Source organism: Micromonospora coxensis, from assembly GCF_900090295.1.
In the GTDB taxonomy this organism is placed as follows: Bacteria; Actinomycetota; Actinomycetes; order Mycobacteriales; family Micromonosporaceae; genus Micromonospora; species Micromonospora coxensis.
In genome coordinates, this window is the sequence record NZ_LT607753.1 from 950,726 (window position 1) to 964,226 (window position 13,501).

General features: G+C 74.7%; 13 protein-coding genes. 3 read left to right on the plus strand and 10 right to left on the minus strand.

What is annotated here, in order from left to right; genetic code table 11:
• The first annotated feature begins 88 nt into the window (after positions 1-88).
• A complete protein-coding gene (locus GA0070614_RS04230) occupies positions 89-1,942 on the plus strand; it encodes a polysaccharide biosynthesis protein (RefSeq protein ID WP_088974727.1) in 1,854 nt (617 codons plus the stop codon).
• A gap of 68 nt (positions 1,943-2,010) precedes the next feature.
• Here the strand turns inward: GA0070614_RS04230 and GA0070614_RS04235 are convergent, their stop codons facing one another.
• The 10 genes from GA0070614_RS04235 to GA0070614_RS04280 form a co-directional block, all read right to left on the minus strand.
• Positions 2,011-2,214: a hypothetical protein gene (locus tag GA0070614_RS04235; protein WP_088974728.1), complete on the minus strand. Its 204-nt coding sequence runs from the start codon at positions 2,212-2,214 to the stop codon at positions 2,011-2,013.
• On the minus strand, positions 2,211-2,522 hold the full coding sequence (locus tag GA0070614_RS04240) for a hypothetical protein (protein WP_088974729.1): 312 nt from the start codon (positions 2,520-2,522) through the stop codon (positions 2,211-2,213). The genes GA0070614_RS04235 and GA0070614_RS04240 overlap by 4 nt, the downstream gene beginning before the upstream one ends.
• Entirely contained in the window at positions 2,519-2,881 is a 363-nt protein-coding gene (locus GA0070614_RS04245; RefSeq protein WP_088974730.1) for a DUF1622 domain-containing protein, read from the minus strand. The genes GA0070614_RS04240 and GA0070614_RS04245 overlap by 4 nt, the downstream gene beginning before the upstream one ends.
• A gap of 194 nt (positions 2,882-3,075) precedes the next feature.
• Positions 3,076-3,660 (minus strand): TMEM165/GDT1 family protein, encoded by a 585-nt coding sequence (locus GA0070614_RS04250; RefSeq protein WP_088974731.1) that lies wholly within the window; start codon positions 3,658-3,660, stop codon positions 3,076-3,078.
• A 421-nt stretch (positions 3,661-4,081) separates the two neighbouring features.
• The gene (gene egtD, locus GA0070614_RS04255) at positions 4,082-5,047 is read right to left on the minus strand and encodes an L-histidine N(alpha)-methyltransferase (protein WP_088974732.1); all 966 of its coding nucleotides are present in this window, start codon (positions 5,045-5,047) and stop codon (positions 4,082-4,084) included.
• 58 nt (positions 5,048-5,105) lie between these two features.
• A complete protein-coding gene (gene egtC / locus GA0070614_RS04260) occupies positions 5,106-5,852 on the minus strand; it encodes an ergothioneine biosynthesis protein EgtC (RefSeq protein WP_088974733.1) in 747 nt (248 codons plus the stop codon).
• A gap of 16 nt (positions 5,853-5,868) precedes the next feature.
• Positions 5,869-7,206: an ergothioneine biosynthesis protein EgtB gene (egtB, locus tag GA0070614_RS04265; RefSeq protein ID WP_088974734.1), complete on the minus strand. Its 1,338-nt coding sequence runs from the start codon at positions 7,204-7,206 to the stop codon at positions 5,869-5,871.
• On the minus strand, positions 7,203-8,438 hold the full coding sequence (gene egtA, locus GA0070614_RS04270) for an ergothioneine biosynthesis glutamate--cysteine ligase EgtA (protein WP_088974735.1): 1,236 nt from the start codon (positions 8,436-8,438) through the stop codon (positions 7,203-7,205). The genes egtB and egtA overlap by 4 nt, the downstream gene beginning before the upstream one ends.
• Positions 8,439-8,736: 298 nt before the next feature.
• A complete protein-coding gene (locus GA0070614_RS04275) occupies positions 8,737-9,513 on the minus strand; it encodes a hypothetical protein (protein WP_088974736.1) in 777 nt (258 codons plus the stop codon).
• 1 nt (position 9,514) lies between these two features.
• Positions 9,515-10,150, minus strand: a complete 636-nt coding sequence (locus GA0070614_RS04280) for an RNA polymerase sigma factor (protein WP_088979201.1) — start codon at positions 10,148-10,150, stop codon at positions 9,515-9,517.
• 552 nt (positions 10,151-10,702) lie between these two features.
• Here GA0070614_RS04280 and GA0070614_RS04285 point away from each other — a divergent pair.
• Entirely contained in the window at positions 10,703-12,082 is a 1,380-nt protein-coding gene (locus GA0070614_RS04285; protein ID WP_088974737.1) for a serine/threonine-protein kinase, read from the plus strand.
• 101 nt (positions 12,083-12,183) lie between these two features.
• Entirely contained in the window at positions 12,184-13,446 is a 1,263-nt protein-coding gene (locus tag GA0070614_RS04290) for a nucleotide sugar dehydrogenase (protein WP_088974738.1), read from the plus strand.
• Positions 13,447-13,501 lie beyond the last annotated feature (55 nt).

The following is a 13,501-nucleotide window of genomic DNA, read 5'->3' on the forward strand; positions in this document are numbered from 1 at the left end:
TCACGACGGTGATGAAGTGAATGTAGAGGATGCAACTCCTCAAATGCCCTCAATCGCCGCAACACTGGAACAAACGCAGAGGACACCGATGGATCCTGCAGCTTCCCGAGCCGACAGCCCTCCGCACCGCGACTGGGTCACCCGGCGCACCAAGGCCCTCTCTCTGCTAACGCTCGACACGGCGGCGTGGTGCGGGGGATTCCTGGTCGCCGCCTGGGCGCGCTACGAGTTCGAGCTCACCCCGCGCCAGTGCGTGCTGGCCCTCGGGGCCGCGCTGGTGTGCGCGATCGTCCACGCGAGCATCGAACAGGTGCGCTCCACGGCCCGGGGCCGGCACCCGGTGGGCAGCGCGGGCGAGGCTCGCGACCTGGCCGGCACCGCGATCCTCGCCGCGGCCGTCGTGCTCACCGCCCTGGCCACCATGCCGGACCGGCCGGTGCCGGCCAGCGTCCCGGTCACCGGCGGCGCGGTCGCGCTGCTGCTGATGGCGGCCGGCCGGGCCGGCTACCGGTGGCGGCGCGACCGGGACGACCGCCCGGCCCGCTCGTCGGACCGGGCGCTGATCTACGGCGTCGACGCCGCCAGCGAGCGCCTGGTGCGGGTGCTCACCGGTGACCCGCAGAGCCGCTACCTCCCGGTCGGCCTGCTCGACGACGACCCCGACAAGCAGGGCCTGCGCCTGGAGGGGCTGCGGGTGCTGGGCGGTCGCGAGCAGATCGAGCAGGCGGTGCGCCGTACCCGGGCCACCACCGTGATCTTCTCGATCAACGGCTCGGACGCCGAACTGATGCGCGACGTACGCGGGCGCACCCTGCAGGCGGGCGCCGCCTTCAAGGTGCTGCCCCCGGTACGCGAGCTGCTGGACCGTCCGGTCGCCGTGACCGACGTACGCGACCTGCAGATCACCGACCTGCTCGGCCGGGCCCAGCGGGTGGCGGAACTGGCCTTCGAGCGCAACGGGCTGGCCGGGCGACGGGTCCTGGTCACCGGGGCGGGCGGCTCCATCGGCTCGGAGCTGTGCCGCCAGATCGCCCGCTGCGAGCCGGGCGAGCTGATGATGCTCGACCGGGACGAGTCGGCCCTGCACGCCCTGCAGATGTCACTGCACGGCCGGGCGCTGCTGGACGGGCCGGAGCTGGTCCTCGCCGACATCCGCGACGCCGACGGCATCGCCCGGATCATCGCCGAGCGCCGGCCCGACGTGGTGTTCCACGCCGCCGCCCTGAAGCACCTGACGCTGCTGCAACGCCACCCGGGCGAGGCGATCAAGACCAACGTCCGCGGCACGCTCAACGTGCTGGAGGCGTGCCGGGGCGTCAGCGAGTTCGTCAACATCTCGACCGACAAGGCGGCCAACCCGGCCAGCGTGCTCGGCTACTCGAAGCGGATCACCGAGCGGCTGACCGCCCACTACGCCACCCAGGTCGACGGCCGCTTCCTCAGCGTCCGCTTCGGCAACGTGCTCAGCAGCCGGGGCTCCGTGCTGACCGCGTTCCAGGCGCAGGTCGAGGCGGGCCTGCCGATCACCGTCACGCACCCGGACGTCACCCGCTACTTCATGACCGTGCAGGAGGCCGTGCACCTGGTGCTCCAGGCGGCCGTCATCGGGCGCGGCGGGGAGGCGCTGGTGCTCGACATGGGCGAGCCGGTGCGGATCGCCGACGTGGCGCGGCGGCTCGCCGCCGAGGCGCCCACCCCGACCGAGATCGTCTTCACCGGTCTGCGCCCCGGTGAGAAGCTGCACGAGGACCTCTTCGGCACCGACGAGATCGACAGCCGGCCGCTGCACCCGCTCATCTCACACGTGCGGGTGCCCGCGCTCGCCCCCGAGGAGCTGCACACGCTCGACCCGTACGCCGACGCCGACGAGCTGATCAAGCGGATGGCGGCGTACTGCGAGGACCTGCCGACCCGGGTGTCGATCCTGCCCTCGCCCCGCTGAACCCGTACGACGACCACCGGTGGCGGCGGCTCCTCCCGGAGCCGCCGCCACCGGCGTCGAGGACCTGCTCAGCGACGCCGACCGGGCGTCCGCTCCCCCTCGTGCTCCTCGGTCTCCTGCAGGGCGTCGGCGAACGGCTCGGTCAGGTCGTCGCCCGGCACCGCCACCTCCTCGGCGCGGTCCTGCTCGTCCACCCGGCCGCCCGGCGGGGGCTCGGGAGCAGTGGCGCCACCGGCGAAGCCGTACTCGTTGGGCTCGTCATGCCTGCTCATGGGGTCATCCTCCCGCTATGGTCGCTTTCGCTCCGGCCGGACACTGATCGTCTTACCCGCGCGACGGTCCCGGTAGTCGGCGACGGGCCGGCCAGCCCCGCCCAGAGCAGCTGGCGCAGCAGGATCACGGCCGCGGCGGCGGCCAGCGCGGACCAGCCCTGCCCGGCGGTGAGCCGGAGCAGGCCCGCGGCGACGAGCAGGTCCAGCAGCACCCGCAGCGCGGCACGCCAGGACCGGGCGGTGACCAGCAGCAGCGCGCCGCAGCACAGCGCCAGCGCGGTCACCGTGTCGGCGAGCTGCTGCCTCACCTGCCCGCACCGGCTTCCCCGACCTGCTGCTGCTCCTGGGCGATCTCCCGGCGCAGGAAGTAGTTCAGCGCGGTCCGGATGGTGGCGATGGCCGCCAGCTGGCCGATCTGGTCGAAGGTCGGCGACACGGCTGTCCGCAGGATGTCCGCGGCGAGTTGGAACTCCAGCCCGAGAGTGAGGAAGCGGCCCAGCGACAACCGGATCGGAGTGAAGACGGCGGCGCTGCGGTGTCGCAGCCCCTCGACCACGAACCGCAGCGCCGCCCAGACCGCGCCCACGAAGATCACCGACGCCCCGGCGATCTCGATCACGACGACCGCGACCTGGTCGCCGACGCGGAGGATCTCCTGGAGACTCACCCGGGGGCGTTACCCGCCCCCGGCACGGCTAGTCGGCGCCCCGGGCGGGTGTCGATGTCCTCGGTCGGGCCGAGGCGGAGCCGGGCGGTGGTAGGCAGGGCGGAGGCCGGTGCGGATATCGGTGTCGTACCCGGACCGGCCTCCGCCGCCGGGCGTCGTCCGGGCCCGCCGCAGGCGGGCCCGGGACCTCGACCCTAGAGCTGGCCGACCGCCTCGAGGATCAGCCAGAGCCCGCAGATGGCGAAGAGCACCGCCGCGCCGTACCGGATGGTCCGCTCCGGCAGGTGCCGGCCCAGCATCCGGCCGACCAGGATCGCCAGGGCGTCCGCCGCCACCATGCCGAGCGTGGAGCCCAGCCAGGTGCCGAACCAGCCGTACTTGGTGGCCAGCGTGATGGTGGCCAGCATGGTCTTGTCGCCCAGCTCGGCGAGGAAGAACGCCACACCGACCGCGAGGACGGCCGACTTGCCGCCCTTCTCCGCCTTGCGCTTCTCCTCCTCGGTCAGCCGGTCGCCCCGCAGCGTCCAGACGCCGAAGCCGAGGAACGCCAGGCCGGCGATCAGCGTGATCCATCCGGTGGGCAGGGCCGCGTTGAGGCCCGCGCCGATCGCCACCGAGGCCAGGTGCACGATCGCGGTGGCGACGGTGATGCCGATCAGCACCGGGACCGGCTTGAAGCGGGTGGCGAAGGTGAGGGCCATCAGCTGGGACTTGTCCCCCAGCTCGGCGACGAAGATGACGCCGAAGCTGATCACCAGCGCGGCCAGAAATCCGTCCATGAGAACCTTCCCGATCATGCCGGGAGGAGGTACAGGGGCGCCCTCGACCCGGCTGTGACAGCCTGAGTCGAAGGTCTCGCCCGCCCCGCCTGGACGGGGCCGCGTGGCCGGATGCGGAACGCACCAGTGTGTCGACCACGACATTGGGGGCTACTCCCCTTCGCGCCCTCACCCTAGCCCACCTCACCGCCCCCCACCTGCGCGGGTAACCAGGGTCACCCACCCGCCCCGCCGGACACCGGGCCGATCGGCCCGTCCCCGCCGATCCTCCGCCCGGGATCCCGCCGCCGGGCCCGATCGACGGATTCGCCGCGGTCGGCACCCGGCGCCGCAGCCCGGGGCCGAAGGGCACGCAGGTGACGCGCTCCGGGCACCCGGATCCGACCACCGGTGGTCGGCGGGACGGGTGGGTGGGGCCGGGTCAGTCGGCGCGGGCCAGGGTGACGCCGAAGAGGCCGTCCGGGTCGGTCCAGAACCGCTCCCGGGTGAAGCCGGCCGCCGACAGCTCCGCCGCGAAGCCCTCCGGGCGGAACTTCGCCGAGATCTCCGTCCGCAGCTCCTCGCCGGCGGTGAAGTCGACGTCCAGGTCGAGCACCCGGACCCGCATCGGGCGCTGCGCGCGCAGCCGCATCTCGATCCACTCCCGCTCGGCGTCCCAGAGCGCCACGTGGGTGAACGCCTCGGGCACGAAGTCCGCGCCCAACTCCCGGTTGACCACCCGCAGCACGTTGCGGTTGAACTCGGCGGTCACCCCGGCGGCGTCGTCGTACGCGGGCACCACCACAGCCGGGTCCTTGACCAGGTCGGTGCCGATGAGCAGCCAGTCCCCCGCCTCCAGGGCGTCGCGCATGGCGCGCAGGAAGCCGGCCCGCTCGGCCGGCATCAGGTTGCCGATGGTGCCGCCGAGGAAGACCACCAGCCGCCGTCCACCGGTCGGGAGCCGGTCGAGCTGGCGGGTGAAGTCGCCGACGATGCCGCGTACCCGCAGGCCCGGGTAGTCCTGCGCGATCTGCTCGGTGGACTGGCGCAGCGCGCTCACCGACACGTCCAGCGGCACGAAGGTGCCCAGCCCGCCACGGCGGGTGAACGCGTCCAGCAGCAGCCGGGTCTTCTCCGACGACCCCGAGCCCAACTCGATGAGCGTCTTCGCGCCGGTCAGCTCGGCGATGTCGGCGGCCCGCTCGGCCAGCACCGCGCGCTCGGCGCGGGTCGGGTAGTACTCCGGCAGCCGGGTGATCTCCTCGAACAGCTCGCTGCCCCGGGCGTCGTAGAACCACTTCGGTGGCAGCCACTTGGGGTCGGCGGTCAGCCCGACACGTACGTCCTCGCGCAGGCTGCGGCCGAGGTCCTGCTCCTCGAGGTAGATCTCCAGTGGCTCCGCGCTCATGGGGTGTCCCTTTCGTCGGGCGAGATGTCCCTGTCTCCACCTGTGGAAATCGGTGCGGTCAGGCGCCTGCCAGGGCGCGCGTACGCACCGAGGTCGAGGTCGCCACCACCAACTGCCCGGCCGGCACCGGCCGCCAGCCCGGGTCGTCGTCGTGCGGCTCGGAGGCCAGCAGCACCGCCTCGGCCGTGGCGCGTACCGACAGGGCGTGACCGGCGGCGCTGGCCACCACCGTCCGCCCGTCGGTGAGCAGCAGGTTCAACCGCGACCCGGGGGCGGCCTTCTCGACCTCGCCGACCGTGGCGGCGACCGCCTCGGCCGGGTCCACGCCGCAGCGCAGCCGGTGCCGCAGCAACGCCCAGAGCAGGGCGGAGTCGGTCGGGGCGTCCAGGGTCAGCAGGTCACGCACCGGCAGGGCGGCGGCGAGCGACACCACCGAGTCCGGCCAGCCCCGGACCACCCCGTTGTGGCTGAACAGCCAGCGCCCCTCGGCGAACGGCGCCGCCGCGGACTCCTGCACCGGCATGCCGACGGTGCCGGAGCGGACGGCGGCCAGCACCGCCCCGGCCAGGGTGACCTCCGCCAACCCGGGCAACGTGACGTCGCTCCAGATCGGCTGGGCCCGCCGGTACCGCACCGGCTCGCCGTCGCCCGGGTACCAGCCGACACCGAATCCGTCCACGTTGATCGTCCCGCCGCCGCGCATGTCCCGTGGCGCCCACGACTGCCGCGCCAGCGAGTACGGCGGGTCGAACAGCAGCGACCGCAGGCTGACCGGCGGCCCCAGGTAGGCCAGATGTCGACACATCAGCGGGTCCGTCCCGTCATCCGTGCGCCTCGTCGGCCCGCGCGTCGCGGGCGCAGCGGAAGCCGCTGAAGATCTGCCGCCGGATCGGGTAGTCCCAGTTGCGGAAGGTGCCCCGGCACGCCGCCCGGTCGGTGCCGAACGAGCCGCCGCGCAGCACCCGGTAGTCGTCGCCGAAGAAGACCTCGGAGTACTCCCGGTAGGGGAAGGCGGCGAAGCCCGGGTGGCCACGGAAGGTGGTGGAGGTCCACTCCCACACGTCGCCGATCAACTGGTGCACCCCGAGCGGGGAGGCGCCGGCCGGGTACGCCCCCACCGGGGCCGGCCGGAGGTGGCGCTGCCCCAGGTTTGCGTGCTCGCCGGTGGGGTCCTCGTCGCCCCACGGGTACCGCCGGGAGCGTCCGGTTGTTGGGTCCCAGCGGGCCGCCTTCTCCCATTCCGCCTCGGTGGGCAGGCGCCGGCCCGCCCAGGCCGCGAAGGCCTCCGCCTCGTACCAGCAGACGTGCACCACCGGCTCGTCGTCGCGCACCGGCGACCACCGGCCGAAACGCCGGTACGCCCAGCCGTCGCCGTCGCGCCGCCAGTGCAGCGGCGCGGTCAACCCGGCCTCCCGGCGGTGCCGCCAGCCGGCCTCGCTCCACCAGCGGGGGTCGTCGTACCCGCCGTCGGCGATGAACTCGCGGTAGCGGCCGTTGGTGACCGGGGCGGCGTCGATGACGTACGCGGGCAGCTCGACGGTGTGCGCGGGGCGCTCGTTGTCCAGCGCCCACGGGTCGGTCGAGGTGCCCATGGTGAACGGGCCGGCCGGCACCAGCACCTCACCGCCGACGCGGGCCCGTGGCTCGGGCGGCGCGGGCGCGTCCAGCACCGCCGGCCCGGAGCGCAGCTGGTGGGTGGCGAGCATCGTCTCGTCGTGCTGCTGCTCGTGCTGCACGATCATGCCGAAGGCGAACCCGTCGGTGACCAGCGACCGGTCGGTGAAGCGGATCCCGTCCAGCAGGTCGAGCACCTTGTCCCGGACCGTCGTCAGGTACGCGCGCGCCTCGGCCGGTGGCAGCAGCGGCAGGGTCGGGCGGTCCTTGCGGGGCTGCTTGAACGCGTCGTACAGGTCGTCGATGTCCTGCCGGACGGGTTCGCGTCCGCCGACGTCGCGCACCAGCCACAGCTCCTCCTGGTTGCCGACGTGGGCCAGGTCCCAGACCAGCGGCGACATCAGCGGTGAGTGCTGGCGCATCAGGTCGTCGTCGTCGACCGCCTCGGTGAGCAGGGCGGTGCGGGCGCGGGTGCGCTCCAGCTCCGCCGCGATGCGGCCGCGCAGCCGTTCCGTCTCCGTGCCCGGCTCCTCGGTCGTGGTCACCGGTGCCCCCTCTCCACGGCGGCGCGTCGCCGCCGGATCCCTCGAGTCGTCTCCGCGTGGATCTCCGCCGGCAGGTCCAGCCCGGGCAGCGCCTCCACCGCCAGGTCGAGCAGGGCGGCGGCGGCCCGCGCCAGCGACGGGTCGGCCAGGCCGAGCCGGGCGGCGTCGTGCCAACGGTCGGCCACCGGCTCGGCGATCTCCCGGGCCGCGCGGGCGGTGTCGTCGTCGGCCAGCAGGGCGGTCAGCACGGCCAGCGGGACCGTCCATCCCGCGCCGGGCTGGGCGTCCAGGTAGCGCACCTCCAGGTAGCCGCGCGGCCGGACCGGCGGGAAGAGGGTGCTGACGTGGTAATCCAGGTCGTCGGTGGTGGGCGGTCGGGGCAGCGCTCCGTCGAGCCAGTCGGCGAAGGTCACCCCGGCCGGTGGCGTCCAGTCCGGGCCGTCGTGCCGCAGGCAGAGCAGCGGGGCGGCCAGGACGTACCGGGTCCAGGCCGCGACCGGGTCCTCGTCGGGTCGGTACGGCGACCAGACCGGACGGGTGCGGGCCGGGTCGATCGCCAGCCAGGCGGCCATCCGGGCGGAGGCCCAGCCGGTGGGCCGACCGGCGTGCCGGTCGGCGGTGGCGAAGGCGGCCACCAGCGGCGGCCCGACCGCGTGCACGGTGGCCCAGCGCTGGGGCAGGATGGCCGGCTCCCCCGCGTCGAGGCAGATCTGAAGGCCGGCGGTGCTGTACATCATGGTCCGCCCGGCCGGACCGCGGCGGTCGAAGACGCGGCGCATGGCGCGGTAGCGGGGGGTCTCGATGACCGGCCGGGGCGGCCGGTGCGGGTCGATGCCGGTGCGGCCGAGGACCAGGCCGACCGGTGCCAGCAGCGCTTCCAGCTCGGCGATGTCGGCCTCGGTGGCCAGGATCAGCGCGGCGACCGACGGTCGGGGCGCGGTGGAGACCTCCACCTGCCCGCCGGGCTCCACCGTCACGCTGCTGCCGTGCCGCAGCGGCAGAGCGGGGCTGGTGCTGTCCAGGGTCACGGGGCTGTGCCGCCCCAGCGCCGCCCGCAGCCGCTCCGGATCCACCGGTCGAGCGGGGTCGGCGACGTCGTGCACGGTCCATTCCAGTTCGACGCCGGTATGGACCGGGGGGCCGGTCTTGAAGCAGATCCGGGCCAGGTGGGCCGCGGCGCACCCCGCCTCCCGCAGCACGGTCGTCCGGTCCAGCTCCGGCGACGTCACCACGAGATGGTCCCCCTCCCGACGCTGGGCTCCGGCCTGCCGCCACCGCACCGACCGTGACGTGCCCCGGTGCCGGTGGCTCACCCCATCTTCTGTCTACCGCACGGATCGCGCTGACCGGACCGGAAGAAATTTCTGTGAAGTCTTTTCGACCGGGTCCACCACCCGCCCGGACCGCGCCGCCCGGACGTGCCCCCGGCCTGCCGTCCCGGATCGGCTCTGGCGCAATCCGCCGGACCGCCGAGCTGTCGACCGCGGCCGAGGGCCCGGAGGCGGCGGGGCCGCTCCGGATCGGGTCGGGCTAACCGTTGCGGCTGGGCCGCGCGTCGGGTGTCGGGCGGGCCCGGGACGGCTCCGGCTCCGGGGAGGCGGCGGCGGGCGCCTGCTCGGGCACGAGGTCACGGCAGTACGCCTCGACCCGCTCGGCGCCACCGGCGATCTCCACGAGGTCGGCGTACGCCGGGGTGCGCAGTGCCTTCTCCCGCTGCGCGGCCGGCTTGGCCAGGTAGGCGCGGCACAGCCCGGTGAGTTGCGCGGTGCCGGCGGGCCCGCCGGGGTTGCCGGGACCACCGGGCCGCTCGGAGCCGGCGGTGGTGGAGGGCACCGGTCCCGGCGTGGCCGACGGGCCGCCGGACGGGCCGCCGCCGGTGGGCGTGCCGCTGCGGTCCGGGGCGCCGTCGGCGGAACTCGGCGCCGGGGCGGGTGGCCGGGGCGCTCGCTCCGGCTCGCTGGGACGGTCGAGGGTCACGGCGGCGAAGGCGACGCCGGCGGTGGCGGTGGCCGCGACGCCGGCGATCCAGGCGACGACACCCGTGGTCAGGCCCCGGCGCCGACGGGGCGGCGCGACGGTGGCGGGCCCGGCGGCGCGGGCGGCCCGGAACGCGGCCAGCGCCGCCTCCTCCCCGGCCAGCTCGCCGGGGCGGGACGGCGCGGCGGCGGCGGAGAGCAGCCGGGCCAGCGGGTCGGCGTCCCCGGGCGTGCCGGCGCGGGCCGCGTCGAGCAGCCGCTCGGACTCGGCCCGGTCGGCGGGGTGTTCCGCGCCGTCGGAGCGGCGGAAGTCCATCCAGTTTCCCCTCACGTCATCCGTCCGCCGGCTCGGTGCGGGAGGCGTCGGGAGACCGTCGGCCGCGTCGGGGCCGGGGCGCGACGGCGCGGTCCTCGGCACCGACCGACTTGGGCGAGTCCTGACGTTCCAGCATCGCCGCCAGGCGGCGCAGTCCGCGGTGCGCAGCGGTGCGGACCGCACCCGGCCGCTTGCCGAGGACCCGGCCGGCGGTCTCGGCGTCCAGGCCGATCACCGCCCGCAGCAGCACCGCCTCCGCCTCCCGTGGCGGCAGGGTGGCGATGAGGGCGAGCGCCGACTCGGTGCCGATCGTCTCACCGGCCCGCTCCGCGGTGTCGGCGTCCCCGGCCAGCTCGCTCAACGCCTGCACGGGCACCGGCAGGGAGGGCCGACGGCGTTGCCGGCGCAGGTGGTCCATCGCCCGGTTGCGGGCGATGGTGACCGTCCAGGCGCGGAACTCGCCGCCGGTGAAGCTGGGCAGGTCCCGGGAGATCTGCAGCCAGGTCTCCGACGCGACGTCCTCGGCGTCGGCGCCGACCAGGGCGGTCAGGTACCGCAACAGGCCGGGCTGGAGGCTGCGGTAGAGGAAGCGGAAGGCGTCCTCGTCGCCGGCCTGCGCCGCGGCCACGGCCTCGGTCAGCTCACCGGTCATGCGTCCGCCGTCCCCGCCGTCCGGCCCGCGCCACGGCCGGCGGACGTGCGCCGGGCGCACCTCCGGCCCGGCAGCCGGACCTCATCGCGCACCATCAGCCCCCCGCCGACCCGAATCGCGCCCGTACCGATCGGCCCGGGCGGCATGTCTGGACACACGCCGCGACAATACGGCCCGTCGGCGGAGATGCCGTAGCGTGCCGGCACCGTGGGCTGGCCCGAGTCGCGCTAACGCTAGGAGTGGACGACCGGACGGACAAGCCGACGCCGCATCCGGGGAGAGTGAGAAATCTCTACGAGCCGACCCGGCGCGTCGGCGTAACGCGAATCGGGGCCGGGACGCCCGCGCGGCGGATCCCCGTGCCCGGCGCGTCCCGCGTCGGCCGGTTCGCCCCGCGCCGGTCCGGCGCGCCGCCGCCATTGTGACACCCCGTCCGAGCCTCGTCACGCACCGTCCGTGACCTGCGTCCGCGGCGGCCTGGGCGGACGGCCGGACGCGACGACGGGGAGATCGCCATGAGTCCTTCTCGCGACCTCTGGGTACGGTATTGAGGTGTTGTCATCGGAGGTCGTGCTCAGCGGTCGCTACCGCCTGGACGAACGTGTCGCCACCGGCGGCATGGGCGACGTCTGGCGTGCCACGGACCTCGTCCTGGGCCGCCAGGTCGCGGTGAAGGTGCTGCTGCCCGCCCTGGTCTCCGACCCCGACTTCATCGCCCGCTTCCGCGCCGAGGCGCGCATCATGGCAGCCCTGCGCCACCCGGGCATCGTGCAGGTCTTCGACTGCGGCGAGGACCGGCTCGACGACGGCAGCCGGGCCGACTACCTGGTCATGGAGTTCGTCGAGGGTGAGCCGCTGTCCCGGCGGATCGAGGCCGCCGGGCACCTGGACGTCGACGAGACGATGTCGATCGTGGCGCAGGCCGCCCAGGCGCTGCACGCCGCGCACGCCGGCGGGATCGTGCACCGCGACGTCAAGCCGAGCAACCTGCTGGTGCAGGAGGACGGCACGGTGGTGCTGGTCGACTTCGGCGTCGCCCGATCGACAAATGTGACGAGCATCACCAGCGCCAACGCGGTACCCGGGACGGCCCTCTACATGGCGCCGGAGCAGGCCTCGGGCCGCCCCGTCTCGGCCGCCACCGACATCTACGCGCTGGGCGCGGTGGCGTACTGCTGTCTCACCGGCGGTCCGCCGTTCACCGGCGACAACCCCCTCCAGGTGGCGGTACGGCACCTCGACGACGAGCCGCCGGCGCTGCCGGAGGACGTCCCGGCGCCGGTTCGCGCGCTGGTGACGCGCGCGTTGGCGAAGGACCCGGCGGACCGCTTCGCCACCGGCGCGGAGATGGCCGCCGCCGCCCGGGCCGCCCTCGGCGACCACGGTGGCGCGGCGACCGCGCTGGTGGCTCCGGTGCTGCGGGGCGCGGCCGGCCCGAGCACCACCCGCGACGACCTGCCGGTGCTGACCCCGGCGACCGTCGCGCGGACCTCCCGCGGGCGGGGCCGGCGGGGCTCGCTGGTCGGCGCGCTGGCCGCGGTGCTGGTGGCGCTCACCGCGTTGGGCGCGGCGCTGGGCGCGGCCAAGGAGACCGGCGACGGAGCCACCAACATCAAGAGCACCCCGCCGAGCGCCGTGCCGAGCGACCCGGTGGAGCTGCCGGCGAGCCCGGTGGAGGACGACACCTACCGCCCGGAGCGCCCGGACCGGTCGTGGGGCCCGAGCAGCAGCCCGTCGGCCACGGTGACCGTGACGCCGTCGGCGGTGCCGAGCGGCTCGACCGAGCCGACGCCGACGGCCACCGCGCCGACCACCCCGGCGGACCCGCCGCCCACCACCCCGGCCGACCCGCCGCCGACCACCACCAAGCCGGCCGACCCGCCGCCCACCACCACGACGCCGCCGGTGGACCCGCCGCCCGACGGCGCCTGAGGGCAACACGAACAGTCCACGCGTCTGCGCCAATTCGGACTTTCGACCCCATAACGCGTCTAGGCTGCGGCAGAAGGAAGTCATCTGCCGCAGGAGCCAGCGTGCGCACTGAGAAACTCGTCGTCATCGGTCAGGGGTACGTCGGACTGCCGCTCGCCATGCGTGCCGTCGAGACGGGCATGGACGTGGTCGGTCTCGACGTCGACGCCGACCGGGTCAAGCGGCTCGCCGCCGGTGAGTCGTTCGTCGAGGACATCCCGGACGAGCGGCTCGGGCGGGCGTTGGCCGGCGGTCGGTACCGGCCGAGCACCGACTACGCCGACGCCCGGGACTTCGACGTCTGCGTCATCACCGTCCCCACGCCGCTGCGCGACGGCGCCCCGGACCTGAGCTACGTCGAGCACGCCGGACGCAGCATCGGCCCGTACGTGCGGCCCGGCTGCACCGTGGTGCTGGAGTCCACCACGTACCCGGGGACCACCGAGGAGCTGCTGCGCCCGCTGCTGGAGTCGGCGAGCGGCCTGCGCAGCCCCGGCGACTTCCACCTCGGCTACAGCCCCGAGCGGATCGACCCCGGCAACCCCACCTGGCGGCTGGAGAACACCCCGAAGGTGGTCTCCGGCGTCGACGAGCAGGCGCTGCACCGGGTGGACGACTTCTACCGCCGCCTGGTGCAGCGCACCGTCCCGGTCGACTCGACCCGGGTGGCCGAGCTGACCAAGCTGATCGAGAACACCTTCCGCCAGGTCAACATCGCGTTGATCAACGAACTCGCGGTGGTCTCGCACCACCTCGGCATCGACGTGTGGCAGGCGATCGACGCCGCCGACTCGAAGCCGTTCGGGTTCATGTCGTTCCGCCCCGGCCCCGGCGTCGGCGGGCACTGCCTGCCGATCGACCCCTGCTACCTGTCCTGGCAGGTCAAGCGCACCCTGGGCCGGCGGTTCCGGTTCATCGAGCTGGCCGACGACGTCAACCACCAGATGCCCGAGCACGTCGCCCACCGGGTGATGACCGGGCTGAACCGGCTGGGCCGCCCGATCAACGGGGCCCGGCTGCTGCTGCTCGGCCTGGCGTACAAGCGGAACACCGGGGACATGCGCGACTCCCCCGCCGTCGACGTCGTACGGCACCTGCGGGCGCTCGGCGCCGAGGTCCGCGCGGTCGAGCCGTACGCCCAGCCGGAGCAGCTCCCGGCCGGGGTGGTGGTGGTCGACCTGACCGAGCGGGAGGTCACCGAGGCGGACGCGGTGGTGGTGGTCACCGACCACGACTGCTTCGACTACGACCTGGTCACCCGGCACGCCCGGTACGTCTTCGACAGTCGCGACCGGTGCCGCGGGCCGGTGGTGGAGCGGCTCTGACCCGGCCGCGCCCGCGCGACCGACCGGGCCCGCCGCCGCGCGCCGGGTCGGCGCG